14 protein-coding genes are annotated in these 14,260 nt (G+C 69.6%); 11 read left to right on the top strand and 3 right to left on the bottom strand.

The window, feature by feature from the left end:
- Window positions 1-102: 102 nt before the first annotated feature.
- From AC0Z9V_RS05715 to AC0Z9V_RS05675, 9 genes are all read left to right on the top strand, one after another.
- Window positions 103-1,344, top strand: coding sequence for an MFS transporter (locus tag AC0Z9V_RS05715; RefSeq protein ID WP_485140978.1), 1,242 nt, complete (start codon window positions 103-105; stop codon window positions 1,342-1,344).
- A 58-nt stretch (window positions 1,345-1,402) separates the two neighbouring features.
- On the top strand, window positions 1,403-2,386 hold the full coding sequence (locus tag AC0Z9V_RS05710) for an N-acetylglucosamine kinase (protein ID WP_485140977.1): 984 nt from the start codon (window positions 1,403-1,405) through the stop codon (window positions 2,384-2,386).
- Window positions 2,387-2,665: 279 nt separating this feature from the next.
- On the top strand, window positions 2,666-3,784 hold the full coding sequence (locus AC0Z9V_RS05705) for an ABC transporter ATP-binding protein (RefSeq protein ID WP_133082597.1): 1,119 nt from the start codon (window positions 2,666-2,668) through the stop codon (window positions 3,782-3,784).
- A gap of 2 nt (window positions 3,785-3,786) precedes the next feature.
- Window positions 3,787-4,482, top strand: coding sequence for an ABC transporter permease (locus AC0Z9V_RS05700; protein ID WP_485140976.1), 696 nt, complete (start codon window positions 3,787-3,789; stop codon window positions 4,480-4,482).
- Window positions 4,482-5,228 (top strand): ABC transporter permease, encoded by a 747-nt coding sequence (locus tag AC0Z9V_RS05695; protein ID WP_244186272.1) that lies wholly within the window; start codon window positions 4,482-4,484, stop codon window positions 5,226-5,228. Before AC0Z9V_RS05700 ends, AC0Z9V_RS05695 begins: the two co-directional genes overlap by 1 nt.
- Window positions 5,225-6,196: an ABC transporter substrate-binding protein gene (locus AC0Z9V_RS05690; protein WP_133082546.1), complete on the top strand. Its 972-nt coding sequence runs from the start codon at window positions 5,225-5,227 to the stop codon at window positions 6,194-6,196. The genes AC0Z9V_RS05695 and AC0Z9V_RS05690 overlap by 4 nt, the downstream gene beginning before the upstream one ends.
- A gap of 88 nt (window positions 6,197-6,284) precedes the next feature.
- Entirely contained in the window at window positions 6,285-7,502 is a 1,218-nt protein-coding gene (locus AC0Z9V_RS05685) for a pyridoxal phosphate-dependent aminotransferase (RefSeq protein WP_133082547.1), read from the top strand.
- A 14-nt stretch (window positions 7,503-7,516) separates the two neighbouring features.
- Entirely contained in the window at window positions 7,517-8,371 is an 855-nt protein-coding gene (locus tag AC0Z9V_RS05680) for a PPK2 family polyphosphate kinase (RefSeq protein WP_485140975.1), read from the top strand.
- 76 nt (window positions 8,372-8,447) lie between these two features.
- A complete protein-coding gene (locus AC0Z9V_RS05675; RefSeq protein ID WP_459267086.1) occupies window positions 8,448-8,825 on the top strand; it encodes a VOC family protein in 378 nt (125 codons plus the stop codon).
- Window positions 8,826-8,870: 45 nt separating this feature from the next.
- Here AC0Z9V_RS05675 and AC0Z9V_RS05670 read toward each other — a convergent pair whose 3' ends face one another.
- On the bottom strand, window positions 8,871-9,107 hold the full coding sequence (locus AC0Z9V_RS05670) for an exodeoxyribonuclease VII small subunit (RefSeq protein WP_459267085.1): 237 nt from the start codon (window positions 9,105-9,107) through the stop codon (window positions 8,871-8,873).
- 71 nt (window positions 9,108-9,178) lie between these two features.
- Window positions 9,179-10,477 carry an exodeoxyribonuclease VII large subunit gene (gene xseA / locus AC0Z9V_RS05665; protein ID WP_485140974.1) on the bottom strand — a complete coding sequence of 433 codons (1,299 nt, stop codon included), beginning with the start codon at window positions 10,475-10,477 and terminating at the stop codon, window positions 9,179-9,181.
- Window positions 10,478-10,671: 194 nt separating this feature from the next.
- Here xseA and AC0Z9V_RS05660 point away from each other — a divergent pair, with 194 nt between their 5' ends.
- Window positions 10,672-11,532: a hypothetical protein gene (locus AC0Z9V_RS05660; RefSeq protein WP_485140973.1), complete on the top strand. Its 861-nt coding sequence runs from the start codon at window positions 10,672-10,674 to the stop codon at window positions 11,530-11,532.
- A gap of 68 nt (window positions 11,533-11,600) precedes the next feature.
- The gene (locus AC0Z9V_RS05655; RefSeq protein ID WP_133082552.1) at window positions 11,601-12,698 is read left to right on the top strand and encodes a 4-hydroxy-3-methylbut-2-enyl diphosphate reductase; all 1,098 of its coding nucleotides are present in this window, start codon (window positions 11,601-11,603) and stop codon (window positions 12,696-12,698) included.
- A 196-nt stretch (window positions 12,699-12,894) separates the two neighbouring features.
- Here AC0Z9V_RS05655 and AC0Z9V_RS05650 read toward each other — a convergent pair whose 3' ends face one another.
- Window positions 12,895-14,226, bottom strand: coding sequence for a DNA recombination protein RmuC (locus AC0Z9V_RS05650; protein ID WP_485140972.1), 1,332 nt, complete (start codon window positions 14,224-14,226; stop codon window positions 12,895-12,897).
- Window positions 14,227-14,260: the final 34 nt, after the last annotated feature.

Genomic DNA, 14,260 nt, shown 5'->3' with positions numbered 1-14,260 from the left:
GCTGCAGGGCGGTCAGTGGGCTCCATCCTATAGAAGTCCGGGCATGATCCGGCCCCTGGGAGCGCCTAGGGTGGGCGCGTGCGAGCGAGGAGAAGTGCTGGGATGAGCGTCATCAACGAGCTCCGGATGAGGCCGGCGATGATCGAGCGACGGAGCTGGGACGCCTCCCTGGCCGCCCGTCTCGCGCTCGCGGTGACGGTGATCTCGACGCTCCTCATCGGGGCGAACCTCGCCACGCCGATCTATCCCCTCATCCAGGCCGAGCTCGGGCTCACGTCCTTCGCGGTCACGGTCGCCTTCGCGTCCTATGTCGTCGCCCTGATCGGAGGGCTCGTCCTCGCAGGTCACTGGTCCGACCACATCGGACGGCGGGCGGCGCTCGTCCTCGCGGTCGTCCTCGGGCTGCTGGGTGCAGCGCTGTTCGCGATCGCCACCTCGCTGCCGATGCTCGCCGCGGGGCGCGCGCTGCAGGGGGGTGCCGTCGCGCTCGCCACCGGCGCGAGTGCCGCCGCCCTCCGCGACCTCCTGCCCACCCGGCCCGACTGGGCTTCGCGCTTCACACTGCTCGCCTCCGCCGGGGGAGTGGCCGCCGGTCCCGTGATCGGGGGGCTCCTCTCGCTCCTGCCCACGCCGACGCGCACGCCGTTCGTCCTGTACCTCGTGGTGCTCGCGAGTCTCCTGGTGCCGCTCGTCCTCCTGAGGGCCCGGCCCGCCATCAAGCCGGCCGCGTCGGACAATCCGCTCGCGGCACTGCGGCCGCGCCGGCCGGCCGTGTCGAAGGACGCACGCCGTTCGTTCTGGACCGCATCCTCCATCGGGTTCCTCAGCTTCGCCGTCTTCGGCTTCACGCTGAGTCTCGCCCCCACCTGGTTCGCAGGCATTGCGGGAACGACCTCCCGGCCCCTGATCGGCCTCCTCGCGGCCCTCGTCCTCGGGTCGTCGGCCGTCAGCCAGGTGCTGTCCCCGCGCGGGCGCTTCGTGGCACCCGTGGGCCTCGCCGGCATGGCACTCGGCGTCGGCCTCCTGCCCCTGGCCGAGGCGACGGGCAGCCTGCCGCTGCTCGTCGGAGCCTGCGTCGTGGCGGGCTTCGGCCAGGGGATGGCCTTCCGGGTGGTCTTCAACGAGGTGTCGGTGCGGGTCGATCCGGCCCTGCACGCGCAGACGGTCAGCGCCGTGTACGTCCTCACCTACCTCGGCAGTGCCGTGCCGGTACTGGGGCTCGGAGCGGCCGCCGGCGTATGGGGACTGAACGCCTCCGTCACGGTCTTCGCGCTTGCCATCGCCGCGGTCTGTGCGCTGCTCGCCGTGGGCTCACTGGTCCTGCGACTCCGCGCGACGCGCTAGCGACCGCCGCCCGCGGGGTCCGTACCGGGTCCGGTCCTCCTCTTTGTAGGCTGTAGGCATGTCCACCACCCCCGTGCCGCCCCGCCCGTCCCCCCTCCCCGGTGCGAGCGGGCCCGTCGCGGACGGTAACGCGACCGGGAGGTCGGCAGGAGCGGTCGTCGGCCTCGACATCGGCGGATCCAAGACCCACGGCGCGCTCTGGCTCGACGGTTCACTCGTGGCCGAGGCCAAGGCGGGCAGCGCCAACGTCCAGAACGTGAGCCCGGCGGAGGCGGCCCGGAGCCTCGAGGAACTCTTCCGCGACCTCCTGCCCGCCGGGGACGCCCCCACCATCGGCCTCGTCGTCGCCGGTTCCGGGGGAGTGGACACCGCAGCCGACGCCGAGCGTCTCCGCGACCTGATCGCCCCGCACGCGCCGTCCGCCGCCGTCGACGTCATCCACGACACGCGGCTCATCCTCGCGGCCGGCGGTGCCCGGACCGGCATCGCCGTGATCGCCGGCACCGGCTCGGTGGCCTGGGGCGTCGGCGAGGACGGCCGGAAAGCGCGCTCGGGCGGCTGGGGCTACCTCCTGGGCGACGAGGGCAGCGGCTACTGGGTGGCGCGCGAAGCCGTGCGCCGTGCCCTGCACCGGCACGACCTCGGTCAGGACCCCGATGCCCTCGATACGGCGGTCCTCACGCTCAACGGGATCGACACCCCGACGGAACTGATCGGGCTCTTCCACTCGGGCGCCGGCCGGACCTACTGGGCGGCACAGTCCCGTGCCGTGTTCGACGCCGCCCGGGACGGTTCAGGGGACGCCGCGGACATCATCGACCGTGCAGCCGCCGACCTCACGCGCCTCGTGCTCGATGTCGCATCGGTGATCGGCGTACCCGGCCCCGTGGTCCTCGGCGGCGGCCTTGCCATGCACCAGCCGGATCTGCAGGCACGGTTGAGGACCCGCCTCGGGTCGGAGGGCATGACCGACGTCGTCTTCCTCGAGGAGGACCCGGTCATGGGGGTCCGATTCCTCCTGGGCCCCGATGAGGCCGCCTGAGCGGAGACCCCGGCACGATCGTGCGGTGCCCCTCCCGGGGCCCGCGGAACCAACGGCCCTCCTGCAGACCCATATGGGCTCTTGTCTGCTCCGAACACATGGTTAGACTCAGAACTCCGACAGCTTGAACTGACCGCTGCAGGCGTCGCCCTGCGGAAATCCAGACGGCAAGCCGGGCCCGCACCGAGTGGGGGCCCGCGGGTCACACCCGGCCGAGAAGCTCCTGCCACGAAAGGCACAGCTGACATGACCTCCTTCGAGCAGGACTCCGCCCGCCCCATGATCCGGTTCCGCAGCGTGACGAAGACGTACGACAGCGGGCGCCCCGCCGTGGCCGACCTCTCCCTGGACATCGACCGCGGCAGGATCACCGTGTTCGTCGGGCCCTCGGGCTGCGGCAAGACGACATCGCTGCGCATGATCAACCGGATGGTCGAGCCGACCTCCGGGCAGATCCTCCTGGACGGCACGGACGTCTCGCAGCAGAAGGCCGCGGAGCTGCGGCGTTCCATGGGGTACGTCATGCAGTCCTCGGGCCTCCTCCCGCACCGGACCGTGCTCGACAACATCGCGACGGTCCCGCGCCTCAACGGCGTCGGGAAGGCCGCCGCACGCAAGCGCGCCGGTGAACTGCTCGACGTCGTCGGGCTCGCGTCCGAGCTGGGCGGCCGGTATCCCGGGCAGCTCTCCGGCGGGCAGCAGCAGCGCGTCGGCGTGGCACGGGCCCTCGCGGCCGATCCGCCCGTCCTCCTCATGGACGAGCCGTTCAGCGCCGTCGACCCCGTGGTCCGCGCCGAGCTGCAGGAGGAACTGCTGCGCCTGCAGCGGGACCTCGCGAAGACGATCGTCTTCGTCACCCACGACATCGACGAGGCGACGATCCTCGGCGACAAGGTCGCCGTGTTCGCGGTCGGCGGCAGGCTGGCCCAGTTCGCGGCCCCCGAGGAGATCCTCCGCGCCCCGGTGGACGATTTCGTCGCGGGCTTCGTGGGACGTGACCGCGGTTTCCGCCATCTGTCCTTCCAGCAGGGGGACGGTGTCGCCATCCACCCGATCGAGACCATCGAGGTGGACCGCCTCGCGGATCCGACCGTCTCGGTGCGCTCGCCCTGGACGCTGCTCGTCGACTCCGAGGGTCGGCCCCACGGCTGGGTCCCGCAGGCGACGCGCGAAAGCATCACGAAGCAGGCCGAGGCGGTCCCGGGAGGCTCCCTCTACACGCGCGGCGACACCCTGCGCCGCGCGCTGGACGCCGCCCTGTCCTCGCCGTCAGGCCTGGGCGTGACGGTCGACGGCGACGGGCGCGCCGTCGGCGTCGTCCGAGCCGCGGAGGTCTTCGAGCTCATTGAAGCCGCGAGGCTCGACCGGGGCCGCTCCGACCACAACACGGCGGTGTAGCCATGGACTGGTTCCTCGCCAACCTGGACTTCGTCTGGCTGCACACGCGCCTCCACCTGTTCCAGGCCATCGTCCCGCTGCTCCTCGGCGTCCTCGCCGCCGTGCCCATGGCGCAGCTCGCCCGGCTCAACCCGGTGATCAGTTCGATCCTGCTGACCGGCTCGTCGATCCTCTACACGGTCCCGTCACTGGCGATGTTCGTGTTCCTCCCCGTGGTGCTCGGCACCAGGGTGATCGATCCCGTCAACGTGATCGTGGCGCTGGCCGTCTACGCCTTCTCCCTGCTCGTCCGGTCCACGCTCGACGCGCTCGATTCGATCGACGACGACGTGCGCCAGGCCGCCGTCGCCATGGGCTACAGGCCCGTGCGCCGGTTCCTCACCGTGGACCTGCCGCTGTCGCTGCCGGTGCTCTTCGCCGGCCTGCGCGTCGTCTCGGTCACCAACATCTCGCTCGTCAGCGTCGGCGCACTGATCGGCGTCCCGAGCCTCGGGACCCTGTTCACGGACGGACTGTTCCGGTCCTTCCCGACCGAGATCGCCGTCGGGATCGGCATCATCCTCCTGCTGGCACTCGTCCTGGACCTCCTCCTCGTCCTCACGGAGCGCCTCCTGACCCCGTGGACGCGCAGGGTCTCCGCCGGCGGCAGGCCGGCGGACGAGATCGTCGCGCTCGAGGCGAAGGTGGCGGGCGCCTGATGGACTACTCGAGCAGCAACCTCTTCGTACAGATGGGGGAGTGGCTGACCGCTCCCGCCAACTGGGCGGGCGACCGCGGCATTCCCACGCGCGTCGTCGAGCACCTGGGCTACACCGGATTGACCATGCTGGTCGCCCTCGTGATCGCGGTGCCGATCGGGCTCTACGTGGGGCACACCGGTCGCGGGCGCGTCGTCATCGTCTCCGGCGTGGGGATCCTCCGCGCCCTGCCGACGCTCGGCATGGTGTTCCTGTTCGTGCTCCTCGCGGGCCTCGGCCTGATGCCGCCCATCTGGGCGCTCGTGCTCCTCGCCGTCCCCCCGCTGCTGAGCGGGATCTATGCCGGCATCTCCTCCGTGAACCGGACCGTGGTGGATGCCGCGCGGAGCATGGGCATGAGCGAACTCCAGATCCTGTTCAGGGTCGAGGTGCCCAACGGCCTGCAGGTCATCCTCGGCGGAGTCCGCGCAGCGGTGCTGCAGGTCATCGCGACCGCCGCCGTCGTCGCCTTCATCAACCTCGGCGGGCTCGGGGTCTTCCTCGTCGAGGGAACACAGCTCGCGGACTACGGACGCCTCTTCGGCGGCGCCGTCGTCATCACAGTCCTCGCGATCACCGTCGATCTGCTTCTGGGACTGCTGCAGAGATTCGCCATCTCACCGGGACTGCGCGTCTCCGGTCCGGGACGGGCCCAAGGATCTGGCCGGCAGAAGGCCGTCGCCAGTGCACAAGGAGGAACAACATGAAGAACCTGTCAGCACAACGCGCCGGGCGGCGCGCTTTGATGGGACTGGCTGGCGGCCTGACGGCCGCGCTGGCGTTGACTGCCTGCGGTGCCAACAGCGACCCCCAGGGTGAATCGGAGGACACCGCGTCCGCGTCCGCCGGCGGCGCCGTCGTCGTCGGTTCCGCTGACTTCCCCGAGAGCCAGATCATCGCCGAGATCTACGCCGGTGCGCTCAACGCGGCCGGCGTCGAGGCGACGACCCAGCTCAACATCGGCTCGCGGGAGATCTACTACACCGCCCTCGAGGACGGCTCGATCGACATCATGCCCGAGTACGGCGGCAACCTGCTGCTGTTCGCCGATCCTGCCGCCACGGCGGAATCCGCCGAGGACATCGCCGCGGCGCTGCCCGATGCGCTCACTGCGAAGTCGCCCGACGTGAAGCTCGGTGTGCTCGAGCCCTCGGAGGCCGAGGACAAGGACGCGCTCGTCGTGACGGCCGCCACGGCCGAGAAGTACGACCTCACATCGATCGCGGACCTCGCGGAGGTGTGCGGTGAGATCACCATCGGCGCACCGAGCACCTTCCAGGAGCGCGCCTACGGCCTGCCCGGCCTGAAGGCGAAGTACAACTGCGAGCCCGGCGGCTTCGAGGCCATCAACGACGGCGGCGGGGACATCACGCTGAAGGCACTGCTCGACGACACCGTGCAGGCCGCCGACATCTACACGACCACGCCGTCCATCGCGGACAACGACCTCGTGGTCCTCGAGGACCCGGAGGACAACTTCATCGCCCAGCAGGTGCTGCCGCTCATCAACACCGACACCGTGGGCGATGAGGCGCAGACCGTCCTCAACGAGGTGTCGGCGCAGCTGACCACCGAGGACCTCCTGGCGCTGAACCGCGAGGTCAGCGGCGACGAGAAGCGCAACCCCGCGGACGCGGCCGCGGACTGGCTCGCCGACAAGGGGCTCGCGGGCTAGTTCAGCAGTACCAGGTCCGTCCAGCAGGGGCCCGGCGCCCGGCAGACATATGCCGCGTGCCGGGCCCCTGCTGTGGCATCCTGATCCAATGGCCACCTACAAGCAGTCGGAAAAGCTCCGTAACGTCCTCTACGACATCAGGGGGCCACTGCTCGAACACGCCATGACCATGGAGGCCCAGGGCCACCGCATCCTGAAGCTCAACATCGGCAACCCGGCGCCCTTCGGCTTCGAGGCGCCCGACGCCATCCTCGTGGACATGATCCGCAACCTGCCCGAGGCCCAGGGCTACAGCGATTCGCGAGGTATCTTCTCCGCGCGGACCGCCGTCGTGCAGTACTACCAGGGTCGCGGCATCAAGACGATCGACGTCGACGACGTCTACCTCGGCAACGGTGTCAGCGAGCTCATCACGCTCTCCATGCAGGCACTGCTCAACGCCGGTGACGAAGTGCTGATCCCCACGCCGGACTACCCGCTCTGGACCGCGTCCGTCGCGCTCGCCAGCGGCACCCCGGTGCACTACCTCTGCGACGAGGACAACCACTGGTGGCCCGACCTCGAGGACATGGCCTCGAAGATCACGCCCAACACCAAGGGCATCGTCCTCATCAATCCGAACAACCCGACCGGTTCGGTCTACCCCCGGCCCGTCCTCGAGGGGATCGTGCGCCTGGCACGCGAGCACGGGCTCATCCTGTTCGCCGACGAGATCTACGAGAAGATCCTCTACGACGACGCCGTCCACATCAACGCGGCATCGGTCGCGGGCGACGACGTGCTGTGCCTGACCTTCAGCGGCCTCTCCAAGGCGTACCGGATCGCCGGGTTCCGCAGCGGCTGGATGGCGATCTCCGGACCGAAGCGCGACGCCGCGAACTACATCGAGGGCATCAACCTGCTGGCCAACATGAGGCTCTGTGCGAATGTCCCTGCGCAGCACGCGATCCAGACGGCGCTGGGCGGGTACCAGAGCATCAACGACCTGATCCTGCCGGGGGGACGTTTGAAGCAGCAGCGCGACAAGGCCGCGCAGCTGCTCAATGCGATCGACGGCGTGAGCTGCGAGGTGGCCCAGGGTGCCCTGTACCTCTTCCCGAAGCTCGACCCCGAGGTCTATCCCATCAAGGATGACGAGAAGTTCGCCCTCGACCTCCTGAAGCAGCAGAAGATCCTGATCTCGCACGGCAGGGCCTTCAACTGGATCAACCCGGACCACTTCCGCATGGTCACGCTCCCGAGCGTGGAAGTCATCGAGGATGCCCTCGGGAGGCTCGCCGAGTTCCTGTCCACGTACCGGCCCTGACCGCAGGAGGGTCCATGTCCGTGACAGCTGACAGCAGTGCCGCGATGCGTCGCCTCCTCCTGGCGGGGCCGGACTTCTCGCTCGCGGGCGTGGATCCCCGGTCGACGCCGGGCTTCGACGGCGGCAAGAAGGAGGGCGCCGCATCGCTCTCCGCCGGCGCCGACGCTCTCTCCTCCCTGCAGGCGAAGCTCTTCGCCGAGAGCCGGGCCGGAAGCGAGATCGCCGTCCTGCTCGTCCTGCAGGGCATGGATACCTCGGGAAAGGGCGGCATCGTCCGTCACGTCGTAGGGCTGGTCGACCCGCAGGGAGTGCAGCACCACGCCTTCGCGGCGCCGACCGAGGAGGAGCGGCGGCACAGCTTCCTCTGGCGGATCCGCCACCAGCTCCCCAGACCCGGGATGCTGGGAGTCTTCGATCGGTCCCACTACGAGGACGTCCTGGTCCACCGCGTGCGCGGACTATCCCCGGCGACGGAGATCGAGAAGCGGTACGGAGCCATCTCGCGGTTCGAGGAGGACGTCGTGGCCTCGGGGACCCGCGTGCTCAAGGTCATGCTGCACATCAGCAAGGACGAGCAGAAGGACAGGCTCTCGAAGCGCCTCGATCGGAGGGACAAGTACTGGAAGTACAACCCTGGCGACATCGACGATCGCGGCTACTGGCAGCAGTACCAGGAGGCGTACCAGGCCGCGATCGAGCGGACGAGCACGCCCGACACGCCGTGGTACGTCGTTCCCGCCGACCGCAAGTGGTATGCACGCCTCGCCGTGCAGCAGTTGCTCACCGCGACGCTGGAGGACATGCAGCTGAGCTGGCCCAGGGCATCCTTCGACGTGGAGGTCGAGAAGCAGCGCCTCGTCGCCTCCTGACCGTTCTGATGCTGCGGACCGCAACCGTCCGCATCTGCTCCTAGCCTTGAGGCTCCACCACCGCCAGGAGGCTCCCATGGACTGGAAGATCGAACTCATCGCACTGCCCGTCACCGACGCGGACAGGGCCATCTCCTTCTATCGCGACCAGGTGGGGTTCACGCTGGACCACGACCACCGTGTGAGCAGCAGCCTGCGCTTCGTGCAACTGACCCCGCCGGGGTCCGCCTGTTCGATCGCACTCGGCGAGGGCATCAGCGACATGGTGCCCGGATCGCTGCACGGCATCCAGGTCGTCGTACCTGATGCGGCGAGAGCCCGTGCAGGGCTGCTCGAACGCGGCGTCGCAGCGAGCGACGTGGACGCGCAGCCGTGGGGCCGCTTCGTCTACTTCGCCGATCCGGACGGCAACTCGTGGGCACTGCAGGAGCTGCTGCAAACCCCCGACGCGTAGCGGCGCCGCATCGGGCCCTGCCGGCCGAAGCAGGGCGACGGCCTGCTACTGGCCCTCGGCCTTGTCCCGCGCAGCCGCGAGCCGCACCTTCGCGCCTTCCAGCCACGCCTCGCAACGATCGGCCAGGGCCTCGCCGCGCTCCCACAGCGCCAGCGATTCCTCGAGGCTCACACCTCCGGCTTCGAGCCGCGAGACGACGGCGACGAGTTCCTCGCGCGCCTGCTCGTAGGACAGCGAGCCGACGTCGGACTGTCGCTGCTCCGGTGGGGTGTTCTCCGTCATGGCATCTTCCTTCTCCACGGTGTTCCTCGTCTGCTGGTCGGCCCGTGTCCGGGCCTGCTGTGGCTGTAGCGTCATGCGGGTTCGTGCGGTGCGGGTGTGCCCTGGGCGACGGCGCCGAACTGGCCACCCGCGACCCGGACCCGCAGGACCTCGCCGGTCGGCACGTCCTCCGGCGTCCGCACCACGTGTCCGTCCTCCTTCTGCACCACCGCATAACCGCGGTCGAGGGTCCTCTGCGGCGAGAGGGACCGTACGCGTTCCCGCAGGTGGTGCACGGCGACGGCACCGCGTTCCACCCCTGCGGCGGCAGAGCGCAGGGCGCGGGACCGGAGCCGCTCGATGTCGGCTTCCCGCACGTCGATCATGCCTTCGGGCTTCGCCAGGGACGGCCGGGAGCGGAGGTTCGCGAGGCTCTCCGCCTCCCGGTGCACGAGGACCCGGATGGAGCGTTCGAGCGCGGCACGCGCCTGCCGGATCCGGGCGAGTTCCTCGGATACGTCCGGGACCACGCGCTTCGCCGCATCGGTGGGCGTGGAGGCGCGGAGATCGGCGACCTCGTCGAGGAGCGGCCGATCCGCCTCATGGCCGATGGCGCTGACGACAGGAGTGTTCGCCATCGCGACCGCGCGGACCAGCGACTCGTCGCTGAAGGGCAGCAGGTCCTCCAGCGCTCCGCCGCCCCGCGCGATGATGATGACGTCGACCCGGGGGTGGGCATCGAGGTCCGCGAGGGCCGCGGAGACCTGTGCAACGCTGCTCACGCCCTGGACGGCGACCTCGCGGACCTCGAACTCGACGGCCGGCCACCGCAGGGCGGCGTTGCGCATCACGTCCTTCATGGCATCGGAATCGCGGCCCGTGATGAGCCCGATCCGGTGAGGCAGGAGCGGCAGCTGCTTCTTGCGGGCCGGTGCGAACAGCCCTTCCGCGGCGAGCGCCTGTCGCAGCCTCTCGATGCGCGCCAGGAGATCGCCGATCCCGACGGGACGGATGTCGATCGTCTGCATGGACAGCCGCCCGGTCTTGACCCAGAAGTCGGGCTTGAGGCGTGCCACGACCCGGGAGCCGCGATCCAGGGGCATGGATACCCGGTCCATGACGGAGCCGTAGACCGACAGGGAGAGGGAAACTTCCGAATCGACGTCGCGCAGCGTGATGTAGCACATGCTCGCGCGGCGGTTGAGTTCGATGACCTGTCCCTCGACCCAGGCTGCCGGCGCCCGTTCGATGTGGGCCTTGAGCTTCTCCGACAGCAGATGGAGCGGCCACGGCGATTCGGGTGATGTCTCGGCTGCCGTGACCGGCACCGTCGATGCCGGCGGGGATGATCCCGCCCCTGCCGGTCGCGCGCGCACTCCCTCGCTCGTCATCCGTCTCCTGTCCTCGGCGGGGGAAGCCCCGCCTGCGCTGTCTGTCCTGTTCATCTGTACCATCCCGGACCCCCGGCGGCGGCTCACGGCATGGCTCTGTGCACTTTGGACGCACCCCCGCGGGCCACGATCCTCCGTGCCTCCTGACGGGGGACCCGGCATAATCGGTAGTTCGACCTCCAGCTAAGGATTTCATGCGGACCCTGCTCTCGGCCCTGCTGGCCCTTCTCGCGCTCGTCGTCGCGGCCGGCGGACTGGCGTCCGCGTGGCTCGACGAGAACCTCGTGGAGGAGTCCGGCTTCGTCGCGCTCGCTGCCCCGCTCGGCGAGGACGAGGAATTCCAGGCGGCACTGACCGATTCGCTGGTCGAGGACGTGACGGCAGGCGGCGGATTGCCCGAACAGATCACGTCCTTCGTCGAGCCGCTGATCCGGGATGCTGCGGGCACCGTCACCGATGCGTCGGGATATCCGGCCGCATGGACCGAGACGCTGCGCGTGTCGCACTCCTTCACCTTCGCCCAGGCTCCCGATCCGTCCGAACCGGCCCCGGCCATCCTGACCCTCGACCTCGGTCCCGTCGTGGGACTCGTCGCGGACAGCATCGGGGGAGGACTCGGAGTGGAGGTCCCGGTGCCGGAGGACACGATGATCGAGGTCGGGTCGGTCGAGCGCGGCGGAGTGTTCAGCAGCGTCGCTGGTGCCGTGCAGGCGTGGGAGGTGTACCTCGCCGGAGCGGCCGTACTGGGCCTGCTGGCGCTGGTGATCGCTCGGCGACGGGGTACCACCCTCGCCCTCCTGGGCCTCGGGGTGGCGCTCATCGGGGTGGTCGGGTTCCTGGCGGGGGACTGGATCCCCGCTGCCGCGGCTCGTGCGCCCGGGTCGAGCGCGGTGGCGGACGTGTTCGTCCGTGGGTTGGCGGAACAGGCCGGAGCAAGCGTCGCCGAGGCCGGCGTGCCCGTGGTCGTCGGCGGGCTGGTGGCCGTCGTGGTCGGCGCCGTCGCGCAACTGGCGCTCGGTGGTCGGCGTCGGCGGGATGACCGGCGCCCGGTGTAGGGCTCAGCTCACAGCGGAGAGGACTGCGATCAGCAGGTCGAGCAGCACCCACCCGGTAGAATCGGATCATGACCAGTACCACCGTTCAGGTCCCCATGCCCACCATCCCGCGCAGGCGTCGCTCTCCGGAGGACGTCCTCGCAGCCGCACCGGTGCCAGGGGAGAAGAAGGTACTGCTCGCAGCCCCCCGGGGTTACTGCGCAGGCGTGGACCGCGCGGTCATCGCCGTCGAGAAGGCCCTGGAGCACTACGGACCCCCGGTGTACGTGCGGAAGCAGATCGTGCACAACCTGCACGTCGTGTCGACGCTCGAGGCGAAGGGCGCCGTCTTCGTCGACGAGACGGACGAGGTGCCGGAGGGCGCGCTGGTCGTGTTCTCTGCCCATGGGGTCTCACCCGCCGTCGTCCAGTCCGCCGAGGACAGGGGTCTCCGGACGATCGACGCGACCTGCCCGCTGGTGACGAAGGTGCACAAGGAGGCCCAGCGTTTCGCGCGCGACGACTTCGACATCCTCCTGATCGGCCATGAGGGCCACGAGGAAGTCGAGGGCACGGCCGGCGAGGCGCCCGATCACATCCAGATCGTCAATGGGCCGGAGGACGTCGACAAGGTCCAGGTACGCGATCCGGAACGGCTCATCTGGCTCTCGCAGACCACACTGAGCGTCGACGAGACCATGCTGACCGTGAACCTGCTCAAGGAGCGCTTCCCGACGCTGCAGGATCCTCCGAGCGATGACATCTGCTACGCCACGTCCAACCGCCAGGCGGCCATCAAGAAGATCGCGCCGCAGACGGATCTCGTCATCGTGGTCGGATCGGCCAACTCGTCGAATTCCGTGCGACTGGTCGAAGTGGCGCTCGAGTACGGCGCGAAGGCGGCGCACCGCGTGGACTTCGCCAATGAGGTGAACGAGTCCTGGTTCGAGGGCGTGGCCACCGTCGGCATCTCATCCGGTGCCTCCGTCCCGGAGAACCTCGTCCAGGATGTTCTGAGACTGCTCGCTGAGTACGGCTACGGCGAGGTCGAGGAGGTCGTGACGGCCCAGGAGGACATCATCTTCTCGCTGCCCAAGGAGATCCGCGCCGCGCTGAAGGCGATGGGTGATCCGTCCCAGGGTCGCGGTGGGCGGGGCCAGCGGCAGGATCGGACGTCCCTCAACTGAGGTTCCAGGCACGTCCGTTGTTCAGGGTGGGCGGCACGACGGTACAGGGATGGATGCACCACCGCAAGGGCCTGGCGCCTCACCCGGTGTAGCATCTCCTGCCGCCGGCACCGCCGAATCCCACCAGGGTCTGCTGGGGCGGCGCCTGTCGGGACCGTCCGGGGAGTTGTCCCTCCGCCGGTAGGAGCGCGCCCGGCTACCCGTCGGTCCCGTCGAGCAGTTCGTGGGCGGTCAGGGAACGCGGCGTCGCGTCGATCGCCGACGCAGCGGTCCCGGAGCCCGCAGGCACGCTGCCTGCGCGCTGGGCGCGGGCGGTGCCGAGCAGGCTCACCTCCGCCTGTGCCTCATCCACTCCTCCCGCTGCCGCGTCGACGACGTCCAGGGATGCGGAGTCGAAGGCGCCGATCCGGCGTGCCGTGGGGAGCACCCTGGATTCGAGGGCGCCGACGAAGGAGTTGTAGCGCTCCACGGAGGTCTTCAGGGACGCTCCCAGACGGGTGACATGCCCGCCCATCGTCCCGAGGCGTTCGTACAGCTGCTTCGACAGGTCGAACAGCTCGCGTGCATTGTCGGTCAGGACGGCCTGCCGCCAGCTGAACGCTGCGCCCTTCAAAATGCCGAGAAGCGATACCGGCGACGCCAGGGCGACGTTGCGGGTGAAGGCGTAGTCGAGGAGTTCAGGGTCGGCCCGTAGCGCTTCTGCAAGGACCGACTCCACCGGTATGAAGCAGATGACGAGCTCGGGGGAGTTGGAGGCGCCTTCCCAGTACTTCTTGCGGGCGAGCGCATCGACGTGTGCGCGCAGCGCCTTGCCGTGCTGCTTCAGCAGCTCGGCATGACGGGCTTCGAGGCCGGCTTTCTCGCCCCCTCCTGCGTCCGCCACCGGTCCCACCAGTTCCTGAGCCTCGAGGAACGCGCTCAGGGGTACCTTCGCGTCGATGACGAGCTGCTTGTCCCCGGGCAGCTGCACCACCATGTCCGGGCGGGCGCGGTCGCCGTCGTTCCCGGTCGTGTAGGAGACCTGCTCCAGGAAGTCCACGCGCGAGAGCATTCCGGCAGCTTCCACGACGCGCCGCAACTGGACCTCGCCCCACTGGCCCCTGGCGCTGGTGCTGCGCAGGGCGCCGGCCAGCGAGTGCGTCGTCGAGAGCAGCCGGGCGTCTGCTTCGCGCGCTTCCTCGAGCTGCCGCGCGAGCTGGCCGTACTGTTCTATGCGGTCGCGCTCGAGCAGCCCGACCTGCCGCTGCACCTGGGTCAGTTTCTCCGCCACCGGTGCGAGGGCCCGCAGGACGTCGTTGTCCGTCGATGTCTTGCCCGTCAGTTCGCGGTTGTGCTGCTGCAGGAGATCGCGCTGAGCCGCGGCTGCCGCGAGCTCCGTCGTCGTGCTCCCCAGTCGGGCTGTGGCGTCGTCGAGCTCGCTGCGCAGCTCGTCGTCGCGCAGCCGTACTGCGCGGTACACCAGGAATGCACCGACGGCGCAGCCGATGAGGAAGGCGAGGAGGACGAGGAGGACGGCGGTTGTACTCATGCCCACACTGTCGCAGGAACCTCCGACAATCGGC

The organism is Arthrobacter sp. UYP4, assembly GCF_057291175.1.
This window is presented reverse-complemented; position numbering and strand designations above follow the sequence as displayed.

Coding starts and splice junctions, on each gene's coding strand:
- AC0Z9V_RS05715 (WP_485140978.1), top strand. CDS start 103: ATGAGCGTCATCAACGAGCTCCGGATGAGGCCGGCGATGATCGAGCGA.
- AC0Z9V_RS05710 (WP_485140977.1), top strand. CDS start 1,403: ATGTCCACCACCCCCGTGCCGCCCCGCCCGTCCCCCCTCCCCGGTGCG.
- AC0Z9V_RS05705 (WP_133082597.1), top strand. CDS start 2,666: ATGATCCGGTTCCGCAGCGTGACGAAGACGTACGACAGCGGGCGCCCC.
- AC0Z9V_RS05700 (WP_485140976.1), top strand. CDS start 3,787: ATGGACTGGTTCCTCGCCAACCTGGACTTCGTCTGGCTGCACACGCGC.
- AC0Z9V_RS05695 (WP_244186272.1), top strand. CDS start 4,482: ATGGACTACTCGAGCAGCAACCTCTTCGTACAGATGGGGGAGTGGCTG.
- AC0Z9V_RS05690 (WP_133082546.1), top strand. CDS start 5,225: ATGAAGAACCTGTCAGCACAACGCGCCGGGCGGCGCGCTTTGATGGGA.
- AC0Z9V_RS05685 (WP_133082547.1), top strand. CDS start 6,285: ATGGCCACCTACAAGCAGTCGGAAAAGCTCCGTAACGTCCTCTACGAC.
- AC0Z9V_RS05680 (WP_485140975.1), top strand. CDS start 7,517: ATGTCCGTGACAGCTGACAGCAGTGCCGCGATGCGTCGCCTCCTCCTG.
- AC0Z9V_RS05675 (WP_459267086.1), top strand. CDS start 8,448: ATGGACTGGAAGATCGAACTCATCGCACTGCCCGTCACCGACGCGGAC.
- AC0Z9V_RS05670 (WP_459267085.1), bottom strand. CDS start 9,107: ATGACGGAGAACACCCCACCGGAGCAGCGACAGTCCGACGTCGGCTCG.
- xseA (WP_485140974.1), bottom strand. CDS start 10,477: ATGACGAGCGAGGGAGTGCGCGCGCGACCGGCAGGGGCGGGATCATCC.
- AC0Z9V_RS05660 (WP_485140973.1), top strand. CDS start 10,672: ATGCGGACCCTGCTCTCGGCCCTGCTGGCCCTTCTCGCGCTCGTCGTC.
- AC0Z9V_RS05655 (WP_133082552.1), top strand. CDS start 11,601: ATGACCAGTACCACCGTTCAGGTCCCCATGCCCACCATCCCGCGCAGG.
- AC0Z9V_RS05650 (WP_485140972.1), bottom strand. CDS start 14,226: ATGAGTACAACCGCCGTCCTCCTCGTCCTCCTCGCCTTCCTCATCGGC.